At 44.0% G+C, this 22,444-nt stretch carries 25 protein-coding genes; 13 read left to right on the top strand and 12 right to left on the bottom strand.

All coding sequences use genetic code 11. The annotated features are described in order from the left end of the window. Nucleotides 1-4 precede the first annotated feature (4 nt). The 5 genes from AB6E08_RS01775 to rpsB form a co-directional block, all read right to left on the bottom strand. Nucleotides 5-757, bottom strand: a complete 753-nt coding sequence (locus tag AB6E08_RS01775) for an isoprenyl transferase (protein ID WP_371708267.1) — start codon at nt 755-757, stop codon at nt 5-7. Nucleotides 758-855: 98 nt separating this feature from the next. Next, nucleotides 856-1,413: a ribosome recycling factor gene (frr, locus tag AB6E08_RS01770; RefSeq protein WP_009847417.1), complete on the bottom strand. Its 558-nt coding sequence runs from the start codon at nt 1,411-1,413 to the stop codon at nt 856-858. A gap of 98 nt (nt 1,414-1,511) precedes the next feature. Further along, on the bottom strand, nt 1,512-2,243 hold the full coding sequence (gene pyrH / locus AB6E08_RS01765) for a UMP kinase (protein WP_009847418.1): 732 nt from the start codon (nt 2,241-2,243) through the stop codon (nt 1,512-1,514). 156 nt (nt 2,244-2,399) lie between these two features. Continuing rightward, on the bottom strand, nt 2,400-3,245 hold the full coding sequence (gene tsf / locus AB6E08_RS01760) for a translation elongation factor Ts (RefSeq protein ID WP_009847419.1): 846 nt from the start codon (nt 3,243-3,245) through the stop codon (nt 2,400-2,402). 137 nt (nt 3,246-3,382) lie between these two features. Beyond that, nucleotides 3,383-4,114 (bottom strand): 30S ribosomal protein S2, encoded by a 732-nt coding sequence (gene rpsB / locus AB6E08_RS01755; protein WP_009847420.1) that lies wholly within the window; start codon nt 4,112-4,114, stop codon nt 3,383-3,385. A gap of 457 nt (nt 4,115-4,571) precedes the next feature. Here rpsB and map point away from each other — a divergent pair, with 457 nt between their 5' ends. The 3 genes from map (at nt 4,572) to AB6E08_RS01740 (ending at nt 8,813) form a co-directional block, all read left to right on the top strand. Further along, a complete protein-coding gene (map, locus tag AB6E08_RS01750) occupies nt 4,572-5,450 on the top strand; it encodes a type I methionyl aminopeptidase (RefSeq protein ID WP_012604605.1) in 879 nt (292 codons plus the stop codon). A 139-nt stretch (nt 5,451-5,589) separates the two neighbouring features. After that, nucleotides 5,590-8,211 carry a bifunctional uridylyltransferase/uridylyl-removing protein GlnD gene (gene glnD, locus AB6E08_RS01745; protein WP_009847422.1) on the top strand — a complete coding sequence of 874 codons (2,622 nt, stop codon included), beginning with the start codon at nt 5,590-5,592 and terminating at the stop codon, nt 8,209-8,211. A 218-nt stretch (nt 8,212-8,429) separates the two neighbouring features. Next, a complete protein-coding gene (locus AB6E08_RS01740) occupies nt 8,430-8,813 on the top strand; it encodes a DUF3461 family protein (RefSeq protein WP_004734354.1) in 384 nt (127 codons plus the stop codon). A gap of 162 nt (nt 8,814-8,975) precedes the next feature. Here the strand turns inward: AB6E08_RS01740 and truC are convergent, their stop codons facing one another. Both truC and AB6E08_RS01730 read right to left on the bottom strand, forming a co-directional pair. Further along, the gene (truC, locus tag AB6E08_RS01735) at nt 8,976-9,725 is read right to left on the bottom strand and encodes a tRNA pseudouridine(65) synthase TruC (protein ID WP_029225463.1); all 750 of its coding nucleotides are present in this window, start codon (nt 9,723-9,725) and stop codon (nt 8,976-8,978) included. Next, nucleotides 9,725-10,039 carry a YqcC family protein gene (locus tag AB6E08_RS01730; RefSeq protein WP_009847424.1) on the bottom strand — a complete coding sequence of 105 codons (315 nt, stop codon included), beginning with the start codon at nt 10,037-10,039 and terminating at the stop codon, nt 9,725-9,727. Before AB6E08_RS01730 ends, truC begins: the two co-directional genes overlap by 1 nt. Before the next feature lie 87 nt (nt 10,040-10,126). Here AB6E08_RS01730 and AB6E08_RS01725 point away from each other — a divergent pair, with 87 nt between their 5' ends. Both AB6E08_RS01725 and AB6E08_RS01720 read left to right on the top strand, forming a co-directional pair. Continuing rightward, entirely contained in the window at nt 10,127-11,167 is a 1,041-nt protein-coding gene (locus tag AB6E08_RS01725) for a DUF3549 family protein (RefSeq protein ID WP_372063886.1), read from the top strand. A gap of 84 nt (nt 11,168-11,251) precedes the next feature. Then, complete coding sequence (locus AB6E08_RS01720; protein ID WP_009847426.1) at nt 11,252-11,560, top strand: DUF3301 domain-containing protein; 309 nt, start codon at nt 11,252-11,254, stop codon at nt 11,558-11,560. Here AB6E08_RS01720 and AB6E08_RS01715 read toward each other — a convergent pair. After that, nucleotides 11,526-12,044 carry a GNAT family N-acetyltransferase gene (locus AB6E08_RS01715; protein WP_017096806.1) on the bottom strand — a complete coding sequence of 173 codons (519 nt, stop codon included), beginning with the start codon at nt 12,042-12,044 and terminating at the stop codon, nt 11,526-11,528. The two genes, AB6E08_RS01720 and AB6E08_RS01715, sit on opposite strands and share 35 nt — an antisense overlap. A 768-nt stretch (nt 12,045-12,812) precedes the next feature. Here AB6E08_RS01715 and AB6E08_RS01710 point away from each other — a divergent pair. Together AB6E08_RS01710 and AB6E08_RS01705 are read left to right on the top strand one after the other, a co-directional pair. Further along, a complete protein-coding gene (locus tag AB6E08_RS01710) occupies nt 12,813-13,100 on the top strand; it encodes a hypothetical protein (RefSeq protein ID WP_069591668.1) in 288 nt (95 codons plus the stop codon). 54 nt (nt 13,101-13,154) lie between these two features. Beyond that, entirely contained in the window at nt 13,155-13,598 is a 444-nt protein-coding gene (locus AB6E08_RS01705; RefSeq protein WP_009847429.1) for a YaiI/YqxD family protein, read from the top strand. 277 nt (nt 13,599-13,875) lie between these two features. Here the strand turns inward: AB6E08_RS01705 and AB6E08_RS01700 are convergent, their stop codons facing one another. The 3 genes from AB6E08_RS01700 to AB6E08_RS01690 form a co-directional block, all read right to left on the bottom strand. Next, entirely contained in the window at nt 13,876-15,462 is a 1,587-nt protein-coding gene (locus tag AB6E08_RS01700; RefSeq protein ID WP_009847430.1) for an AbgT family transporter, read from the bottom strand. Nucleotides 15,463-15,849: 387 nt separating this feature from the next. Beyond that, entirely contained in the window at nt 15,850-15,975 is a 126-nt protein-coding gene (ykgO, locus tag AB6E08_RS01695) for a type B 50S ribosomal protein L36 (protein ID WP_009847431.1), read from the bottom strand. Between the two features lies 1 nt (nt 15,976). Beyond that, complete coding sequence (locus AB6E08_RS01690) at nt 15,977-16,237, bottom strand: type B 50S ribosomal protein L31 (protein ID WP_009847432.1); 261 nt, start codon at nt 16,235-16,237, stop codon at nt 15,977-15,979. Between the two features lie 124 nt (nt 16,238-16,361). On the opposite strand from AB6E08_RS01690, the gene tsaA reads away from it, so the two are divergent. The 6 genes from tsaA (at nt 16,362) to AB6E08_RS01660 (ending at nt 20,909) form a co-directional block, all read left to right on the top strand. Beyond that, a complete protein-coding gene (tsaA, locus tag AB6E08_RS01685) occupies nt 16,362-17,057 on the top strand; it encodes a tRNA (N6-threonylcarbamoyladenosine(37)-N6)-methyltransferase TrmO (protein WP_372063890.1) in 696 nt (231 codons plus the stop codon). Nucleotides 17,058-17,158: 101 nt separating this feature from the next. After that, nucleotides 17,159-18,874: a proline--tRNA ligase gene (locus tag AB6E08_RS01680; RefSeq protein ID WP_102257775.1), complete on the top strand. Its 1,716-nt coding sequence runs from the start codon at nt 17,159-17,161 to the stop codon at nt 18,872-18,874. A 189-nt stretch (nt 18,875-19,063) separates the two neighbouring features. Continuing rightward, entirely contained in the window at nt 19,064-19,753 is a 690-nt protein-coding gene (locus AB6E08_RS01675) for a tellurite resistance TerB family protein (protein ID WP_372063892.1), read from the top strand. Between the two features lie 206 nt (nt 19,754-19,959). Beyond that, on the top strand, nt 19,960-20,163 hold the full coding sequence (locus tag AB6E08_RS01670; protein WP_009847436.1) for a YaeP family protein: 204 nt from the start codon (nt 19,960-19,962) through the stop codon (nt 20,161-20,163). Nucleotide 20,164: 1 nt separating this feature from the next. Next, complete coding sequence (locus AB6E08_RS01665) at nt 20,165-20,356, top strand: DUF4250 domain-containing protein (protein ID WP_009847437.1); 192 nt, start codon at nt 20,165-20,167, stop codon at nt 20,354-20,356. 226 nt (nt 20,357-20,582) lie between these two features. Beyond that, nucleotides 20,583-20,909, top strand: coding sequence for a hypothetical protein (locus tag AB6E08_RS01660; protein ID WP_017100777.1), 327 nt, complete (start codon nt 20,583-20,585; stop codon nt 20,907-20,909). A gap of 218 nt (nt 20,910-21,127) precedes the next feature. Here AB6E08_RS01660 and glyA read toward each other — a convergent pair whose 3' ends face one another. Continuing rightward, entirely contained in the window at nt 21,128-22,378 is a 1,251-nt protein-coding gene (gene glyA, locus AB6E08_RS01655; protein ID WP_017072688.1) for a serine hydroxymethyltransferase, read from the bottom strand. Nucleotides 22,379-22,444: the final 66 nt, after the last annotated feature.

Here is a 22,444-nt window from a genome sequence, read left to right as displayed (position 1 = left end):
CTTATTAACTGTCCATCAGAGCTTTAATTTGCTCACCGGTGCATCCAAAACGACGCTCGCGGTTTACAAACCAAGTCACAGCTTCTACTAAGCTGTCTTCATTAAAGTCTGGCCAGAATTGTTCAGTGAAATACATTTCGGCGTAAGCTAATTGCCAAAGCATAAAGTTACTAATGCGGCACTCGCCACTGGTGCGGATAAGTAGATCGACTTCTGGAATATCTGCCATCGTCAGGTGCTGTGTAATCATAGCTTCATCAATGTCTTCTACATTAATATCGCCAGACTTAACCTGTTGAGCAATCGAAGTCATCGCTTGCTGGATATCCCACTTACCGCCGTAGTTAGCCGCAATATTAATAACCATACCCGTATTGGTGCTAGTCAAAGCTTCCGCTTCTTCTATTTTCTTTTGTAGTCGCGCATTAAAACGACTTTTATCACCAATAACACGAAGTTGAAGATTATTTTTATGAAGCTTTTTTACTTCACTCGACAGCACTGAAATAAACAGTTCCATCAAGACACCCACTTCTTCTTCAGGACGACGCCAATTTTCACTACTAAAAGCAAAAAGAGTTACGGCTTTAATGCCAAGTCTGGCTGCTGAAGATATGGTTTTTCGAACGGCTTGAACGCCATTTTTATGACCAAAGACACGAGGCTTACCCTGAGCTTTTGCCCAGCGACCATTACCATCCATAATGATAGCAATGTGTTTAGGAAGAGAGTCTGTGAACGCTTGAGAATTATGCATAAAAGAGTGAATCAAATTCTAATAGTCGAACAGAATAGCATAAAAAAACGCTGCACCGTGAGTACAGCGTTTTTCCTGAAAGAAAAGAATATGGAAAATTAAACTTCCATCAACTCTTTTTCTTTAACTGCTAGAACTTCGTCTACGTTCTTAACCGCAGCGTCAGTTAGCTTTTGAATTTCGTCTTGTGCTTTACGATCTTCGTCTTCTGAAATTTCTTTGTCTTTAAGAAGCGCTTTTAGATCGCCATTCGCGTCACGACGGATGTTACGAATAGCAACACGGCCACCTTCAGCTTCGCCACGAACGATTTTAACTAGGTCTTTACGACGCTCTTCCGTAAGCGGTGGAAGTGGAACGCGAATAACCGTACCTGCAGACATAGGGTTTAAGCCTAGGTCAGAAGTCATGATTGCTTTTTCAACAAGAGGAGTCAGTGTTTTATCAAACACTGTAATTGCTAGTGTACGTGCGTCTTCAGCAATAACGTTAGCTACTTGAGTCAAAGGTGTTGGTGCACCGTAGTACTCAACAGTAAGACCAGAAAGTAGGCTCGGGTGAGCACGGCCTGTACGGATTTTTTGTAGGCTGTTTTTTAGTGCATCAACACTTTTTACCATGCGCTCTTGAGCGTCTTTTTTGATTTCGTTAATCACAATTTCACCTTGATTATGTTCTTTCTTCAAGAAAGCTTTTTATTTGGAGTGATAAGGATAAGCTTACCGAGGCATTATACTTCAGTAAGCCCGAAAAATTAGTCAGCGTCGCTGATTAATGTACCTTCAGTTTCACCCATAACCACGCGACGTAGTGCGCCTGGCTTATTCATGTTAAATACACGGATTGGCATTTTGTGGTCACGTGCTAGCGTAAATGCGGCCAAGTCCATTACTTTCAATTCTTTCTCAAGAATTGTGTTGTAAGACAACGTATCATACAACTCTGCGTCTGGGTTTGCTACTGGGTCAGCAGTAAATACACCATCTACTTTTGTTGCTTTTAGAACTACGTCAGCTTCGATTTCGATACCGCGTAAACATGCAGCAGAGTCTGTAGTAAAGAATGGGTTACCAGTACCAGCAGAGAAGATCACAACACGACCTTGACGTAGTTGGCTGATTGCATCTGCCCAGTTGTAGTCGTCACATACACCTTTAAGAGGAATTGCTGACATTACACGTGCGTTTACGTAAGCACGGTGTAGTGCGTCACGCATAGCAAGGCCGTTCATTACCGTTGCAAGCATCCCCATATGGTCACCAACAACACGGTTCATACCCGCTTCTGCTAGGCCTGCGCCACGGAAAAGGTTACCACCACCGATAACAACACCAACTTGAACGCCTAGTTCAACTAATTCTTTTACTTCTTGAGCCATACGATCAAGGATCGTTGGGTCAATACCAAAACCTTCTTCGCCTTGTAGCGCTTCACCGCTAAGTTTTAACAGAATACGTTGATACGCTGGTTTAGGGTTCGTAGTCATGGAGCTTACCTTCCAAAGAGTTGATGATTAACAGTCATGGATAAAAACTGAAGAGCTCAGTTTGCATTCATAACAGCTAAAAGCCGGAAATAATTCATTATTCATAAAAAGACCGCAGCATTTGCCACGGTCTCTTTTCAAACAATACGCTAAGGATTAACCTTTTTGTACCGCTGCAACTTCGTCTGCGAAGCTCATTTCAGCTGCTTTCTCGATACCTTCACCAACTTCTAAACGAACGAAGGTAGTAACTGATGCGCCTTTCTCTTTAAGAATGTCAGCAACAGTTTTCTTAGGTTCCATGATGAAAGCTTGACCAGTAAGAGATACTTCGCCCGTGAATTTCTTCATACGGCCGATAACCATTTTCTCAGCGATCTCTTGTGGTTTGCCTTCGTTCATAGCGATTTCAACTTGAACAGCTTTTTCTTTTTCTACTACGTCAGCAGGTACGTCAGATGGGTTAACGTACTCAGGCTTAGAAGCAGCAACGTGCATAGCGATGTGCTTAAGCGTTTCAGCTTCGCCTTCACCAGCAACAACAACACCGATTTTCTCGCCGTGACGGTAAGAAGCTAGTGCAACACCTTCAACAAGCTCAACACGACGGATGCTGATGTTCTCACCGATCTTAGTTACTAGAGCGATACGTGCGTCTTCAAACTTAGCTTGAAGTGCAACGATGTCTAGACGTTCAGCTAGAGCAACTTCAGCAACTTCGTTAGCGAATGCAAGGAAACCTGCATCTTTAGCTACGAAATCAGTTTGGCAGTTCACTTCAAGAAGAGCAGCAACGCCAGCTTCTTCTTTAATGATGATTGCGCCTTCAGCAGCAACGTTACCAGCTTTTTTAGCTGCTTTCGCTGCGCCAGATTTACGCATGTTTTCAATTGCTAGCTCGATGTCGCCTTCAGCAGCAACAAGCGCTTTTTTACATTCCATCATGCCCGCAGCTGTGCGTTCACGAAGTTCTTTAACTAGAGCTGCAGTTACAGTTGCCATTCTCTATTCCTCAGTAAATTCTAAAAAAGATAAAAAACAGGGGCCTAATTAATTGGCCCCTGATATTGACTGTATTCAGTTCTTAAGCCATCGATTATGACCGCTTAATATGAACTAAATATGGCTCAGAGCCGCTATTATTCAGCTTCTACAAAACCGTCTTTTTCAGCAGCTACAGCAGCAACATCTTTGTTACGACCTTCTTTAACCGCGTCTGCAGCAGCGTTTAGGTAAAGCTGTACTGCACGGATTGCATCATCGTTACCAGGGATAACGAAATCAACACCGTCTGGGTTAGAGTTAGTATCAACTACAGCGTAAACTGGGATACCTAGGTTGTTTGCTTCTTTAACTGCGATGTGTTCGTGATCAGCATCGATAACGAATAGAGCGTCTGGAAGGCCGCCCATGTTCTTGATACCACCAAGAGACTTCTCTAGCTTCTCCATTTCACGAGTGCGCATTAGAGCTTCTTTCTTAGTAAGCTTGTCGAAAGTACCGTCTTGAGCTTGCGCTTCAAGTTCTTTCAGACGCTTGATAGACTGACGAACAGTTTTGTAGTTCGTTAGCATACCGCCTAACCAGCGGTTGTTAACGTAGAACTGGTTACTGTTGATAGCAGCTTCTTTAACAGCTTCAGATGCAGCGCGCTTAGTACCAACAAAAAGAACTTTACCTTTCTTCTCGCCAACTTTAGCGATTTCAGCTAGAGCGTCGTTGAACATTGGTACAGTTTTTTCTAGGTTGATGATATGTACTTTGTTACGAGCACCAAAGATGAATGGCTTCATTTTTGGGTTCCAGTAACGAGTTTGGTGACCGAAGTGAACACCAGCTTTAAGCATATCGCGCATTGATACAGTTGCCATTTTAAAATCCTCTATGGGGTTAGGCCTCCACATCCCCCATGAATCCGACCCCTAACAACTAACCACTTTTCAGCCGTTATCTGTGTTGTTGAGGCACCCCGGAACATGTGTCGGAATGTGTGTGATTTAAAGAAATAAGTTAGTGGACACAAAGCTTGTTTCGCCAATTGGAGAAAACAGTCCTGATGTCCGGCGCGCTTTATACCATATTTTGTCTATCTATGGCTAGAAAAAAATCCAAAAATGGCGACTGCTATACTCTAGCCTATTAGCGGATTTCACCGATAAATCGCGGCCTAATCAAATCGATTCAGCATCGTCTTACAGCGCAATATCGGCTTAAATTAAGTAGTATCCACCAGCATTGTATGGATATGGGAATGTTGCGCTAAAATGCTGCACTGATAGAATAGCCCCAATATGCACACTTAGGTGCTACCAAATTAAGAGATATGCAATGGCTGTAAAAATTAAAACTGCTGAAGAAATTGAAAAAATGCGCGTCGCCGGCAAGCTGGCTTCTGAAATTTTAGAGATGATTGAACCTCACATCCAAGTGGGTACAACGACAGAAGAGCTTAACCAAATCTGTCACGAGTACGCTCTAGAGAGAGGCGCATACTCAGCACCACTTGATTACCACGGTTTCCCTAAGTCTATCTGTACGTCTATCAACCACATCGTGTGTCATGGTATTCCAGCATCACAAGATGAGACTGGTAGCACAGGTCAATTCAAACCTGCAGTATTGAAAGATGGCGATATTCTAAACGTTGATATCACTGTGATTGTTCCTGATGACGAAAATGCAGACCTAAGCACTCGTCCGCAAGGTTACCATGGTGACACATCTAAAATGTTCCTTGTGGGTGAAGTTTCACCAGCAAACAAACGTCTATGCATGGTTGCTCAAGAAGCACTTTACGAAGGCATGCGTCAGGTTAAACCAGGCGTTCAACTTGGCCAAGTTGGTACTGCTATCGAGAAGTACATCAAGACAAACAACAAGAATAACCCACGCGCTAAGTTCTCTATTGTAAAAGATTACTGTGGTCACGGCATTGGTTCTGAGTTCCACGAAGATCCACAAGTCGTTCACTACAAAAACAGCGATCGCACAGTGCTAAAAGCAGGCATGTGTTTCACAATCGAGCCAATGATCAATGCTGGTAAATTTGGTTGCCGTCTAGATGACGAAGATAGCTGGACAGTGTACACAGCTGACAGCAAGAACTCGGCTCAGTGGGAACACACTTTAGTTGTTACTGATACTGGTTGTGAAGTACTAACACTACGCAGTGATGATACGATTCCACGTATCATGAAGAACGCTTAGTTCAACAAACTGAACACCTCAGACTTTTGACAATATCCTCGCATTGCCGAGGATATTTTTTTATCCGCTCAATTTCGATTTTGCATCAGCTTCTGTTAAATTGTTTACTATTCTCATTTGCTTGCACGGATAGCAGACTATGCCTTATCAATGCCCTATTACGTTCAATGACGAACAACTTGAAATCTGCGAATTAAAAAATCAGCTCGAAATCTTCACGCAGTATCAAAAGAGTGAATTTCTAAATCATCATCCAGTTACCGATTTGGTTCTGCTGCGCTCCGAATACATGGATTTGCTTCTCAACCGTTTATGGGAGCATTTCGGATTTAGCAAACTGCCTCATATTGCGTTGGTCGCAGTAGGCGGCTATGGCCGTGGTGAACTACACCCTTTATCCGATATTGATATTCTCATCGTCTCGCAAAGAACTCTGCCATCAGCACTAGGTGAGAAAGTCAGTCAATTCATCACCCTACTGTGGGATTTGAAGCTAGAAGTCGGCCACGCAGTCCGTACCATTGCCGAGTGTCTTGAGATTGGCATCGATGATTTAACCGTTGCGACCAACTTACAAGAGTCACGTTTACTATGCGGAAGCGAAGACACCTTTCAAGAGTTAAAGCTAAAGATTCATTCCGATTCATTTTGGCCAAGTGAGACCTTCTACAAGGCGAAGATTCAAGAACAGAGAGAGCGTCACGCTCGTTATCACGACACGACTTACAATCTAGAGCCGGATATCAAATCAACTCCGGGCGGGCTCAGAGACATCCACACTCTGAGTTGGGTAGCACGTCGCCACTTCGGTGCGACTTCTTTGTTAGAAATGAGCAAGTATGGCTTTCTTACCGATGCTGAATATCGTGAACTCGTGGAGTGCCAAGATTTCTTATGGCGAGTTCGCTTTGCACTGCATATCGAACTACGCCGCTACGACAATCGTCTTACCTTCGCGCATCAGGCTCAAGTGGCAGAACATCTTGGTTATACCGGTGAAGGCAATCGCGGCGTAGAAATGATGATGAAAGAGTTCTACCGAACACTTCGTCGTGTAGCAGAGCTCAACAAAATGCTGCTTAAGCTGTTTGACCAAGCAATCATTAACGGTGGTCAAACACAAGAAGCCGAGATTCTCGACAATGACTTCCAACGTCGAGGTTCATTAATCGAAGCGCGTAAGCCAGCCCTATTCCAAGCACGACCAGAAACAATTCTCGATATGTTTATCCATATCGCGAATGACTCGACGATCGAAGGGGTAAGCCCACCAACATTACGACAACTGCGAACGGCGCGTCGCCGATTGAACCGCTTCTTGCATACCATTCCTGAAGCTCGTGACAAGTTCATGGATTTAGTTCGCCACCCCAACGCACTGCACAAAGCTTTTAGCTTGATGCATAAACTGGGCGTGCTATCGGCGTACTTACCGCAATGGAGCCAAATTGTCGGCCAAATGCAGTTTGATCTGTTCCACGTTTACACCGTGGATGAACACAGTATTCGCCTGCTCAAGCACATCAACCGCTTTAGCCAAGTAGAGAACCACGACAAACACCCAATTTGTTGTGAAGTGTACCCTCGAGTTCAGAAAAAAGAACTCCTGATCCTGGCCGCTATCTTCCACGACATCGGAAAAGGCCGTGGTGGAGACCACTCCGAGATCGGTGCTGTTGAAGCTTACTCTTTCTGTATTGAGCATGGGCTATCGAAGCCTGAAGCCAAACAAGTTGCGTGGCTAGTACAAAACCACCTGTTAATGTCAGTGACCGCTCAGCGCCGTGATATCTACGATCCGGATGTGATTACCGAATTCGCCAAAAAAGTTCGCGATGAAGAGTCACTTGAGCTGCTGGTTTGCTTAACTGTCGCTGATATCTGTGCAACCAACCCAGAGCTATGGAACAGCTGGAAACGTACCCTACTCGCAGAGCTATTCCATTCTACGCAGCGAGCACTGCGTCGCGGCTTGGAAAACCCAGTCGATGTCAGAGACCGTATTCGTCACAATCAACAAATGGCATCTGCACTGCTGCGTAAAGAAGGTTTTTCCGCTCGTGAAATTGAAGTGTTGTGGCAGCGTTTTAAAGCTGACTATTTTTTGCGTCATACACACACTCAAATTGCTTGGCACTGTGAGCACCTACTTCGCTTAGAAGATCCGAGCCAACCTCTAGTACTTATCAGCAAAAAAGCAACACGAGGTGGTACAGAGGTATTCGTATACTGTAAAGACCAAGCGGCACTTTTCGCAACCGTTGTTGCCGAGCTCGACAGACGTAACTTTAACGTTCACGACGCACAGGTCATGGTCAGTAAAGATGGTCACGTTTTGGATACCTTTATCGTACTTGATCAGCATGGTGAAGCGATTGATGAAGCAAGACACAAAGCCGTTGCGAAACATCTAACTCATGTTCTAGCTGATGGCCGTCCAACTAAGATTAAGACACGTCGCACGCCTCGAAACTTGCAGCATTTCAAGGTAAAAACTCGGGTTGAGTTCCTACCAACTAAGAGCAAGAAGCGCACCTTGATGGAGTTGAGAGCTCTTGATACACCGGGGTTGTTGGCTCAAGTCGGCGCAACCTTTGCTGAGTTAGACATCAATTTGCACGGCGCTAAAATTACCACCATCGGCGAACGTGCAGAAGATTTGTTTATTCTGACCAGTGACGCGGGAGGAAGGTTGTCTGAAGAACAAGAACAAGCCTTAAGAGAAAGATTAACCGAACACGTTTCAGAACTCGCACCTTAGAAAGCTAATTTAGAGCTAGAAGTAAGTTGTGACTAGGAAACAAGTTTAGCTCTTGGAGCTGCTTTAATAGCCAAATAAGTGTGGGCAAAGATAGAGAGCGATCTTGCCCACAACTTACAATCAATTCACAGATATCAACTATCTAGCTCGTCGTTAGGCTGCTACATTGATCAAGTCAATTACATAAAAGTATTACATTCATAACCTAGAGGTCGCTTATGTATCCAAACCTCACTGGCTTAGGTATCCACGAACCTAAACAGATTGAACGTTACTCCCTTCGCCAAGAAGCGCACAAAGATATCCTGAAGATTTACTTTCGTAAGCAGAAAGGCGAACTGTTCGCGAAAAGCGTTAAGTTTAAGTACCCACGACAAGTAAAAAGTGTGCTTGTTAGCGGCGGCAATAATCAATACAAAGAAGTGACAGAGATTAACCGCAACCTCACTCTTGTGATTGATGAACTCAACAAGATCACCAAACCGACGCCAACGGCGGAGGTGGATGTGAAGCAGAAGATCCTTACTGACTTGCGCCATCTAGAAAAAGTGGTATCAAGCAAGATCGCAGAGATCGAAGCCGATCTAGAAAAACTTAAATGATCCCGCGATTAACTGTTAGCTAATAACTAATAACTAACCTACATTAGTTATGTCGTTAAGGTCGCACAGACATCAAAAAGGGCTGATATCACTATCAGCCCTTTGTTTTTTATTCTATTTTCTCTATTCAATTAGACTCGTGATTGCTTAAACACGCGTGACTTACTTCGACAAGCAAGTTTGAGCATCGATTAAGTGGGCATCCCACTCAAAAGTTTCAAACAACCTTAACCACGTTTCATCTAAGTTCGCCTTCATCACCAATTCTTCTTTAGTGAAAGGATGAATGAAGCGCAATTCAGAAGCATGCAGCAACAGACGGTGTGAGTCTAAATCATCACGGAACAGTCGGTTATGCTTACCATCACCATGTGAAGTATCGCCTACAATCGGATGTCTTAGATGAGCCATGTGACGACGCAGCTGATGTTTACGTCCTGTCTTTGGCATCATCTCAACTAAGCAATAACGACTGGTAGGAAAACGGCCTGTTGAATACGGCACTTCGACTTTCGCTAACGGCTCGTAAATGGTGACGGCCTCTTGTGGTTCTTTATCTTCTTTCGCGAACTTATCGGCGATCTTATCCAACTCGACCTTGAGTGCATAATCGAGCGTATCGCCCTCTTCTATCCACCCACGGACAATCGCATGATAAGTCTTTTGCATCTCATGGTTGGCGAACATCGGCATCACCTCAGAGGCAACTTCACTCGACAGAGCAAACACCAATACGCCAGACGTTGGACGGTCTAAGCGATGCAGAGGAAATACGTGCTGACCAATTTGGTCGCGCAGAGTCTGCATCACAAACTGAGTCTCGTGTTTATCCAACCATGAGCGATGCACTAGCATACCCGCAGGCTTATTCACCGCGACAAAATACTCATCTTGATAAATGATCTCTAACATTACGCGCATACCTCATCAATGCTCTGAATCGTCACTAGCAGTTCAGCTTTGTCTGCCTCATTTTTCCACACTTCACCAAAATAAGGATGAATCGCAAAGCCTTTCGGTAGGCTCATTTGGGCATCCATCATTGCGTTGATCTTTACGATAAAGATCCACTGCAACCACTCTTCTGGCTGTAGCGAGTCAATCGCAAAAGGCTCAACGCTGGCCAAAGCTTCATTCGAAGGCGGAAGTTCACTCCATAGCGAACATTGGCGCATTTGTTGTTCTAATTGTTGAAGTAAAGGAGGTAACTTTGTGGCAGCTGTCATTTTTCACCAAGTTATTTATCTAGTGACCTTGAAATTGGGGCATAGAGTACCATCTATTTAGGAAAGAAAGTTAGGAGCTTTATTACTATGGAAACCATTCACACGCTCACTCAGTTACTAAAGAATAGCGGTTGCCAATACGACATCTACGACCTAGGTCGTCGTATCCAGAAAATCGACAACACCCTATTCTCTGATGTTGAGCAGGGGAAACAGCCATACCCGTTTCCACTTCAGAAACAAGCTCACTTAGCGATTAGCTACTGGAACGAACACAAGCAACCTTGGATCTGGTTCCTAAAATTCAAACTCGATGAAAGAGGCTTACTGCATCAAGGGGATGTGGCTAATTTTCTTAAGTTTGTTATCGAAGCGATGGGCACACGTTTGAACGGTGATATCAGCGAAGAGCAACAACAAAAGCTGTCTAACAACCCATACACCTTCAAGCCTTCAGAAGACAAAATGGCCGTATTTCATAGCCAAGTAAGAGCAGGGTTAGACCTAGCGACGAGCCAATATTACGAACACGCTCAACACTACTTCACTGGCGATCTAGGTTGGGACAACTGGAAAACCGTTGGTCTTCAAGGCATCACCGATATGTGTGCTCGCTTAGGCAGTCAGCAAAACGGTGTCGCTATTCGCAAGGCATTGAATAAACTGCCATCAGAGCCGCTATACGCAACACTAGGGGCGCTTGAGCACACGCAAATCAATGATAAGCTCGCTCAACGCTTACAAGAAATGGCAGACAATGAGATTAACAGTCAAGAGCCGGATCTGTTCTTACTGTCAGCTTTGGTTCGTGCCCTTTCCGGTGCAGAACAAAGGATCGCGAATAACATCATTAACCAAGTTCTCGCGAGTCCACGCTTTAGCCACCAAGAGGTGTTAATTGGTTTAGCGGGTCGCAGCTGGCACGCACTACAAGATCCAGCGATTGCCGAGCAATTCTTGTTGCGCCTCGCACAAACAGGCAACCAAAACCTGTTCAATCAGTTATTTGCAGATTTAGTGATGATTCCGACACTAAGAATGGTATTTTTGCCGTTGTTGAATTCGAACCCATCACCAGAACTCGCAAACGCATTGATTGAGTTACAACAAGCGGCTAAGTCGCAATAAAAACTAGACAGAACAGCTCAGTAGCTCGTAACAACGAGCTCAAAACACAATTGGAATAGAAAGATAAAAGGAAGTATGGACTAAATGATAGATAACTTAGTGGCTATTTTGATGCTGTGCTTCTTTTGCTTTCTGTTTTGGCAGCAGCGCAGGCAATCCGAGCTTGCGAAAGCTGCCATTGCGAGAAAGTGTAAAGAGCTCGACTTGCAGCTATTAAGCGTTGCCTTCAACGGTCATAAACTTAAGATGCGCCATGAGCTCACGACCATTTGGCGCTGGCATACTGTGTACCATTTTGAATTTTCGGCATTAGGTGATGACCTATACCAAGGAAAACTGACCATGGTCGGCTTCCGCTCTATGCGGTTTGAGCTACAGCCTCATAGAATGTAACGTCGCAGTGCGCGTTATAGCTATATTCATGATAAGGGCCAAACGAATCTTGTTTGGTTTCCTTAAATTCAAACCCTAGTTTTTCTAATAACTTAATCGATGGGTTGTGGCCGACATTCACAGTCGCAACAACATTCGTTAGGCGCTCTTCAAAACACACCAAACTTAAAAATGGTTTTAGCACCTCACTAGCAAAGCCGCGATTCCAATGCTCTTTATCCAAAATAAAGCCAAGCTCATGCCTACCCTCTTCTGATGAAATAAAGACATGTCCAAGATATTCACGGGTTTGGTTGTGGATGATAGCGCGGCAGAAGCCGACGTTGTCTTGCAGTATCTCTTGAAATAAGAACTTCGCAGAGGCAATAGAGTGCGGCCCATTCATTTCAGAACGATTAACGGGGCAGCAATTCAACTTGATAAAGTCGTGTTGTAGCTGTTCGGTATAAGGTACCAACAGCGTTCTTGAGGTTGCTATCGTCATAAAACACTCCTTGTGTTGACCATTAGCAGAAAAGCAGATGTCGCGATCTTAGAGAAAAGCTCCTGAATTAAAGAGCCCCCTAGAGAGAAGAAAAGTCTCAGATAAAGAAAAGCCCCGACACCGAAGTGTCAGGGCTAGGGTCTTACTCGCAGCAGTCCGGCTACTAATAAATGCTCCATGCATCATCCATAATAGTGGCTGTAATCCTTCAGCTCTTTCCTTTACTTCGCCGTCCTAGCGGTGTCCAATCATCCTGAAAGCTAACAATCCTAGTTAGCGCACATCACTTGTTCCGTGAGCGGTGTCCTTTACATCGTCCTGATGCTAATCCAACCCTTTAAATCCTAAAGGTGTCCATTGTCATTCCGTTGCAGCTAACTTCCTGTTAACTGACTGTATCCCTACAATGTCCTTACGCTCCATGCTTGACTACTCAATCCTAAGTAACCAAATCTTCATCCTGAAGATAACCAAATCCTTGGTGCTTTCCTGTTCCGTGTCAGAATCCTTCCGACAAGGTTTAATTTACGCGATTTACGATTTGGGACAATAGATTTGCATCACATTTTGAATTCATAAAAGTTGTTAATTATATAAAACAACAAAAAATCAACCACTTAATCATATGCACCTCAATCTCTCTAGCGATGTATTCGTGTTATCTCACAACCTTTGTAAGAGATCTCTCACAAGCTATGGGCGGTTTTATGATTCGCTATCACTCACCAGAGCGAGTAAAATGGCTGAAGACTAAAAATGGAGGTCAACATGCTGACAAAAGATGTGTCTGAAGAGTTGAAATCAGTGCTTGAAGGACTGCAAGCACAAGGGAAAGAGCCTACAGTTGCTTTAGTTAAAGCTCGTATGAGTACATCGGTTCCGATGCCCGCTTTAATCACAACCATCAAGAGCTGGAAAAGCGCGAATCGCGTTCCTAAAGTTGAAGTCGCGACACAAGAAGAGCCTGCACTTGATCGTGTTAGCCAACTGGAAAAGCAAATCCTTGAACTTACCACCCGCGTTGCCACGCTAGAAGCCAAGTTAACTGATCAATAAATTAACTGAGCAATAAGTTAACTGAGCAATAAGCTAACAGAGAAATAGAACACTATGAAAATATGGGTTGATGCGGACGCTTGTCCCAAGGTTATCCGAGAAACAATCGTACGCGCAGCTGAGCGCACAGGGGTCGAATGTACCTTTGTCGCGAACCATTTGGTTCCCGTTCCCAAGCGTAATAACATTCACTCAATTCAAGTCCCAAGCGGATTTGATATTGCAGATGATGAAATCGTAAAACGCACTGAACCCGGTGATCTCGTGATTACATCCGATATCCCTCTCGCCGATGAAGTGATCACCAAAGGTGGTCAAGCACTTAGCTCTCGTGGCGAGCTCTACACCAAAGAAACCATCAAAGCGCGCCTGAACATTCGTGACTTTATGGATACCATGCGTTCAAGCGGCATCCAAACGGGTGGACCAAGCGCCCTCTCACAGACCGATCGTCGTGAGTTCGCGAATCACCTTGATCGCCTGCTAGCAAAGCGCTAATCATTAAGAAACATTGATATTCGTTCATAGCCATAACCGTGAACCTGTAGATATGTTTGTCGACATACTCCGTTCTTGTTACTTAACACTTGATACTAAGTGTTACTTTAACGGAGTATTGATGATCCATCTTGCCACCATCTCTTCTTTTTAAATCATCCCAATTTTCTACACTCTTTCAGATCACTTTCCGTGATTGGTACACCATAATTTCGATCAAAAAAAACCTGCACAAGGCAGGCTTTAAAATCTAACAATATGACTTGTACTAACGTTACTACGGCGTGTAGAACGTTGCTGCACCTGGGCCTACTGGAAGACCAAATACGAACACCCATAGGTAGAACAAGATGCTCCAACCGAACATAAAGCAGATTGAGTATGGAAGCATTGTAGCAATCAGAGTACCGATACCAAGGTTCTTCATGTAACGCGTCGCTACAGCAAGAATAAGACCGAAGTAGCTCATCATTGGTGTAATGATGTTCGTCGTTGAATCACCGATACGGTAAGCTGCTTGAATCGTTTCTGGTGCGTAACCAACAAGCATTAGCATAGGTACAAAGATAGGTGCTGTTACTGCCCACTGAGCAGAAGCCGAACCGATCATTAGGTTAATGAAGCCACACATTAGGATAAATGCAAAGAACAACATTGGGCCAGTAAGACCGATATCTTGTAAGAAGCTAGCGCCACCAACAGCGATTACTTGACCAAAGTTAGTCCACTTAAAGAAAGCAACAAACTGTGCAGCAAAGAATACAAGAACAATGTACATGCCCATTGAAGACATAGACGTTGCCATCGCATTGATCACGTCACGATCGTTCTTCATTGAACCGGTAACTTTACCGTAAACAAAACCAGGAATAGCGAAGAATACAAAGATAAACGCAACAATACTCTTCAGGAATGGAGAACCCGAAACCGTACCAGACGCTGAACGTAGAACACCGTCAGCTGGAACGATAGTCCACGCTAGAAGTGCAGAAACAGCCAATACAGCAATACCTGCTAGTTTTAGACCTTTCTTCTCAACATCCGTCAGTCTGCCCATCGAATCATTTGATAAATCTTCAGAAGCTTCTTCGTCGTTGTATTTACCCAACTTAGGTTCAACAATCTTCTCAGTTACAAATGCACCTGTAATCGCGATGAAGAAAGTAGAAACAAACATGAAGTACCAGTTTGACTCAGGACCAACCGTGTAAGACGGGTCAATCATCTGTGCCGCTGTTTCTGTAATACCAGAAAGCAGTGGGTCAACCGTACCGATAAGTAGGTTTGCAGAGTAACCACCTGACACACCAGCGAATGCCGCAGCAAGACCAGCAAGAGGGTGACGACCTAAAGAATGGAAAAGCATTGCTGCTAGTGGAATAAGTACCACATAGCCAAGCTCTGATGCTGTGTTAGAGATAATACCTGCAAACACAACCGTTACTGTAACCATGCGCTTAGAAGCACCCATTACCATGCCACGCATTGCAGCAGATAGTAGACCTGAGTGTTCAGCAATCGCTACACCAAGCATAGCAACAAGTACAGTACCTAGTGGAGCAAAACCAACAAAGTTCTTAACTAAGTTAGTCACAATAAGTTGTAGACCTTCTGCGTTAAGCAGACTTACAACGTGGATCATGCCGTCAGCAGCACGACCTTTAGCACCTTCTGGTCGAGGGTCCATAACAGACACTTCGAAGTAACCAGCAATACCTGAAGTAACGAGGATTGCTAAGCAGAAGATTGCGAAAAGAGTGATTGGGTGGGGTAATAGGTTCCCCAAATATTCAACGCCATCTAAAAAGCGAGTAAAAATAGGTTTTTTAGGCGAATTGTTTTTTATTGAAGCTGATGAACTCATCAGTTCCCTCCTTGTAGTGATTCCTGTGCAATTGTGACAAAGATGTTTAAATTGCCCGCGCAGATTACTCGACAAAAGGGTCAATTAGAAATCGTAAATGTTACAAAGTGTGTAACAAACTATTCTTTTTAACTTAATAAAAACAAAAAATTAGCAAATAACTCCAATTAAAGCATGAAAGTTAGGTTTATAATTGGTACGGATGCATTCATTCGATTTATACTTGCGTTTGTAAGTTATTGATAAAGTGATAAATAAGAAACAACGTACGCTAAGTGAGCACATACTCTCCTGCAAAGTTCCTCTCGAAGGAAAAGAAAAACAGACAAATGAATGAAGTTTGACTTTCCCCTCGTTTTTACACTCATGTCACATCAAATTGACTGACTATTTTTGAACCGCTTTGAATCTCGGGTTGGATTTACAGATGACATAGAGACGGCCTCTACGCTTTACTATTTGGCAATCTGGGTGACGGCTTTTCGCACTTTTCAGTGATTTCACAACTTTCATTCTATTTCGCTCCCTTACCTAATTGACCAAAACGACGAGTGAAGTTCGCAACGCGTCCCTCTTTATGTAGCACTCGCTGTTTACCCGTATAGAAAGGATGCGACTTTGACGACACCTCAATCGTGAAGTAAGGATAAGTATTTCCGTCTTCCCATTCGATAGTGCGATCTGTTTTCAATGTTGATCCGATTAAGAAGTACTCATCGACACTGGTGTCATGAAAAACCACGGGGCGGTAATCAGGGTGGATATTCGGTTTCATTGTATTTCCCTTAAATAACTAACTTGATATGTTATAACATATCGAATGATAATTATTATCAAAAGAAAAACAAGTGATTTTATGATATTTTTCCGTCTTAACTGAAACCAGAGAACACCTTGCTATGTACACCATTGAACCTGTTGGCTTTATTGAGTCTCCTTATAAAGAGAAGTTCGCTGTGCCAAGACAGCCTAGGTTAGTACCCACTTCTACCTCAAGAGTCAGGCTAGTTGAAGCAGCGAACTGCCTTGAGTCTGTTCGTGATATTGAACAATTTAGTCATGTGTGGTTGTTGTTTTTGTTCGATAAGAACCTTGAAGCAGGATGGAAACCAACCGTGAGGCCACCTCGCCTTGGCGGGAACGAACGTATTGGTGTATTCGCGTCTCGTGCCACATTCAGACCGAATGGAGTGGGTATGTCCGCGGTTGAGCTCAAAGGTGTATCTCAAAAAAAGGGACAAACTTGGTTGGACTTGGGCAGTGTTGATCTCGTTGACGGCACACCGATCATCGACATCAAACCTTATATCCCCTACTCGGATTCAATTCCCGATGCACTAGGAGGGTTTGCCGCCGATGAACCTGAAGTGCTAGATGTGAACTTCTCGCAGCAAGCCCAAAGTAAGCTCGCAAACCACCCACAAGCACGCCATATCATTCAGGTGATCAAAGAAGTATTAGGCCAAGATCCTCGCCCTGCCTATAAGAAAGGTAAGCCTGACAATAAGGAATATGCGGTAAATTTGTTCGATCTTAACGTGAAATTCGTGGTTGAAACGCTTTTCATCAATGTAACTGACATTGAACGCTTTTGAGATCCCAAATAGGCTGATATTATATGCGGCTATATCAGATTTGCTGTGGTTACGAACGACAGCAAGTTTTCTTTTATCAATGATGAAACGGATACCATAGAATGCGTACCAGTAACTACCTTCTTTCTACTCTGAAAGAGACTCCAAACGACGCAGAAGTTATCAGCCACCAGCTGATGCTACGTGCAGGTATGATCCGTAAGCTAGCTTCAGGTTTATATACTTGGCTACCTACTGGTCTACGTGTACTGCGTAAAGTCGAAAATATCGTTCGCCAAGAGATCGATAATGCAGGTGCCGTTGAAATCTTGATGCCCGTAGTTCAACCGTTTGAGCTTTGGGAAGAGACTGGCCGTTCTGAAAAGATGGGTCCTGAGCTACTTCGTTTCACAGACCGTCATTCTCGTCCATTTGTTCTTAGCCCAACAGCAGAAGAAGTGGTAACGAGCCTAGTACGTAACGAGATCAGCTCTTACAAACAGCTACCTCTAAACCTGTACCAAATCCAGACTAAATTCCGTGATGAACGCCGCCCTCGTTTTGGCGTAATGCGTGCTCGTGAATTCTCTATGATGGATGCGTACAGCTTTGATATCGATAAAGAAGGCTTAGAAAAGTCTTACCAAGCGATGCACGATGCTTACTGTAAAGCATTTGACCGCATGGGCCTTGAGTACCGTCCAGTATTAGCAGACTCTGGCGCAATCGGTGGCAGCGGCTCTCAAGAATTCCACGTTCTTGCTGAAAGCGGCGAAGACCTAATCGCATTCTCTTCAGAATCTGATTACGCAGCGAACATCGAGAAAGCAGAAGCACTAGCTCCAACGACTGAAGCGGCAGCGCCAACTCAAGAGATGGAACTGGTTGATACGCCAAACGCAAAAACAATCGCAGAACTTGTAGAGCAACACGGTTTAGCAATCGAGAAGACAGTTAAGACTCTATTCGTTAAAGCTTCTGATGAAGTAAATGCAGACATCATCGCGCTAATCATCCGTGGTGACCACGAGCTTAACGAAGTGAAAGCAGAGAACCTTCCACAGGTTGCTACTCCACTAGAGATGGCTTCTGAAGAAGAAATCCGTGCACTTGTTGGTGCAGGTCCTGGTTCACTTGGCCCTGTTGGTCTAGAGCTACCATTCATCGTTGACCGCTCTGTTGCTGTAATGAGCGACTTCGGTGCTGGTGCAAACGTAGACGGTAAGCACTACTTCGGTATTAACTGGGGTCGTGACGTTGAGCTTGCTCAAGTTGAAGACCTACGTAACGTAGTTGAAGGCGACCTTAGCCCATGTGGTCAAGGTACCATCCAACTTAAGCGCGGTATCGAAGTTGGTCACATCTTCCAACTAGGTAATACTTACTCTAAAGCAATGAACTGTAACGTACTTGGTCCTGATGGTAAGAGCGTAATCCTAGAAATGGGTTGTTACGGTATCGGTGTTTCACGTGTTGTTGCATCTGCTATCGAGCAAAACCACGATAAATTCGGTATCACTTGGCCAGACGCACTGGCACCGTTCCAGGTTGCTATCGTACCAATGAACATGCACAAATCTGAGCGCGTTAAAGAAGCCGCTGAGAAGCTATACGCTGAATTAACGGCTATGGGAATCGAAGTACTATTTGATGACCGTAAAGAGCGCCCAGGTGTTATGTTTAAAGATATCGAGCTAGTGGGTATCCCTCACACTATCGTTATCGGTGATCGCAGCATGGACGAAGGTAACTTCGAATACAAAAACCGTCGTACTGGTGATAAAGAAGCAATCGCTATGGACACGGTTATCGAGCACCTTACAGCTCAACTAGCTTAGTAATCCGATTACTCGCTAGATATACATTGAAAGGCTACCATTAGGTGGCCTTTTTTGTGCCTGTCGTTTCTCTTCAAACTCCCTTCTATTTATCACCAGAGTAAATAACGTAAGTTAATCCCCTGTTCATCTTTAAATCCGTATATTGGGTTCATCAACTCTTTAGACACGATTACATTGGAGGTATCAATGGATATCAAAAGCTTACTTAACCAAGCACTTAAGTCAGATCTCGTTAAACAAGGTACTCAGAAGCTTTCCCAAGGCTCTTCAAGTTTAAGTGGCCTAACTCAAGGCGGCAGTGGTAAGAATATCAACAAAAGCACGCTCGGAGCCTTCGGCGCAGGCGCAGTTGGCGGCGGACTCTTAGGTGCGTTAATGGGCTCTAAGAAAACCAAGAAAATGGGTAAGAAAGCCGCTGGTATTGGTGGCGCAGCGGCACTTGGCGCACTCGCTTACAAGGTCTATAACGACTATCAGTCTAAACAAGGCCAAGCACCGAATTCCGAACAAGCTCAATTTGATGAGAACGACTCAAACCATAGTGTGCTGATTCTAAGATCGATGATTGCTGCGTCCAAAGCCGATGGTCATGTCGATGAAGAGGAGATGGCAAAGATCGAGCAAGCGGTCGAAAATATGGGCGCCGATTATCAACTGACTAAATTGGTGTCTGAAGAATTGCACAAGCCACTCGACCCAAGCGAAATTGCTCAATTAGCAACGTCACCTCAACAAGCGAGTGAGATCTACTTAGCCTCTTTGATTGTAGCGGATGAGCAGAACTTTATGGAGAAGGCTTACCTCAAAGAGTTAGCAAAGCAGCTCAACTTAGCTGATGAAGTCACTCATCAGCTTGAACAGCAGATCTCTAGTTAAGCGGTAATTATCAGGCGCATCAGTAAATATCACGCTAAACCGCAAGTATCACGCTAAGTAACAAGTTAGCAAAGTGATACATTGAGCATCAACAGAATGAGATATTGAGCAAGAACAAACTAACTCTGAACTTAGTCAGATCCACTTTGTTTTTGCTTATCTCTATGTGTATATTGAGATCAGTTATCATTTGGTTAGGTATAAAAATGAAAGTATACGATTGTTGTGATTTGGTGCGTGAACTGTATTCTCAAATTGGCAGTGGCGACCAAGGCTATATCCCTAAAGCGATCACCTGCGCGGTAAAAACATTGAACGACCTTGCTGCAGATGAATCTCTTCCTAAAGAAGCAAGAGATCGTGCTGCATTTGCCGCAGCGAATCTACTGATCTCAGATTTCGAGGACTAATATGAACCTCGCTAACTTTGAAAAGATGGATCCTGTGATGTTGATGAGCATCGTCAACATGAAGCTGCGTGACGACTTCGGCGGTGATTTAGATCGAGTGGTCAACTTCTACGAAATCGACAAAGCGGCATTGACTGCAAAACTTGCGTCTGCCGGTTTTGAGTTTCTTCCGGAAGCAAAACAGTTTCGATAATCATTTAGAATAAACTTAAATTTTAAAGACCAACCTCTGTGTTGGTCTTTTTGTTTCTAGGGCAGGCTAAACACGAATAAACTTATTATAAATTATCTGTTTGTACCTATACTTTTATATCCTAGAGTCAGCCAACACTCCTTGAATCAAAGCGTGTTGTTGTATAGGCTACTCCAAACAGCATATAAAACTCATCACCAAATTCGATGATATCGAAGGACTAACAATGAAAAGACTCGGACTTTTAGCCGTTATCGCAGCCGTATTTACCGCAGGTTGTGCTTCAAATACTCAACAAGACAACTTCCGTGAAGCCTCTTTTGAGCTGTGTAATACTGAAGTCGATATCTACTCTGTAAGCCATGATGAAAGAGTACGTATCGTCTGTTCTGATGGTTCTAAATTCGCTTTGAACAGCGAAGATACACTAGAAGTAATGCGTGATATCAACATCGACTACTGCGATGGCGAAGGCTTAGGCAAATTCAACGAGAGCCGCAGCTACTACTCGTTTAGATGTAAGTCAGGTACTTTACTGAGCATCAAAAAGTAAAACCGATACCAACAAACATCAGCCCTTTTTAGTACCTGCCTTTCTGTATTTTCAGATAACCCAACGCTCATACCGACGAACACAAAAAAGGCTCCCAACAGGAGCCTTTCAAATCGTATTTTTCAATCAAATAGCTTTAGTTCAAGGAAAAGGCGCGGAGTTTACGAATGTAAATGAGCACCTTTGACACAGAAATTAAGCTATTTGAGCCAGAAAAATTAAGCGTAAACAGGTAGACGCTTACAGATTTCTAATACTTTTGCTTTAGTTGCTTCGATAACAGACTCATCACCCATGTTATCTAGGATGTCACACATCCAACCTGCTAGCTCTTTCGCGTCTGCTTCTGAGAAACCACGACGAGTGATAGAAGGAGAACCGATACGGATACCTGAAGTAACGAACGGGCTACGTGGATCGTTTGGTACTGAGTTCTTGTTCACTGTGATGTTAGCTGAACCTAGTGCTGCATCAGCCTCTTTACCTGTGATGTCTTTGTCGATTAGGTCAACTAGGAACAGGTGGTTCTCTGTAGAACCTGAAACGATGTTGTAACCGCGTGCTAGGAATTCAGCAACCATTGCTTTTGCGTTAGCAACAACGCGAGCTTGATATTCTTTGAACTCTGGCTCTAGAGCTTCTTTGAACGCTACTGCTTTACCAGCGATAACGTGCATTAGAGGACCGCCTTGGCCGCCAGGGAATACTGCTGAGTTTAGCTTTTTGTAAAGATCTTCACCTTCGTTAGAAAGAATAAGACCACCACGAGGACCAGCAAGCGTTTTGTGCGTTGTTGTTGTAACAACGTGAGCGTGTGGAACTGGGTTCGGGTAAACGCCTGCAGCGATTAGACCGGCAACGTGAGCCATATCTACGAAGAAGTAAGCACCTACTTTGTCAGCGATTTCACGCATGCGCTTCCAATCACAAACTTGAGAGTAAGCTGAGAAACCACCGATGATCATCTTAGGTTTGTGCTCGATAGCTAGCGCTTCCATCTCTTCGTAATCGATTTGACCTGCTTCATCGATACCGTAAGGGATGATGTTGTAAAGCTTACCAGAGAAGTTTACTGGAGAACCGTGAGTTAGGTGACCACCGTGCGCTAGACTCATACCTAGAACAGTATCGCCAGCATTCAGTAGTGCCATGTATACAGCGTTGTTTGCTTGAGAACCTGAGTGAGGTTGTACGTTCGCGTATTGAGCGCCAAACAGTTCACATGCACGTTCGATTGCTAGAGTTTCAACTTTATCTACGAACTCACAACCACCGTAGTAACGCTTACCAGGGTAGCCTTCAGCGTATTTGTTTGTAAGTTGAGAACCTTGAGCTTCCATTACACGTGGGCTTGTGTAGTTTTCTGAAGCGATAAGTTCGATGTGCTCTTCCTGACGAAGAGTTTCTTCTTGGATAGCTGCGAATAGGTCCGCATCGTAATCAGCAATGTTCATGTCACGCTTAAGCATCTGTATCTCCTGACTCAGATTGTACTGAAAGTTTCAAAAAAACCACACAACGACCGAAAGCAAACG

Origin of the sequence: Vibrio sp. 10N.247.310.24 (genome assembly GCF_041467175.1) — a bacterium.
Taxonomy (GTDB): domain Bacteria; phylum Pseudomonadota; class Gammaproteobacteria; order Enterobacterales; family Vibrionaceae; genus Vibrio; species Vibrio tasmaniensis_A.
This window is presented reverse-complemented; position numbering and strand designations above follow the sequence as displayed.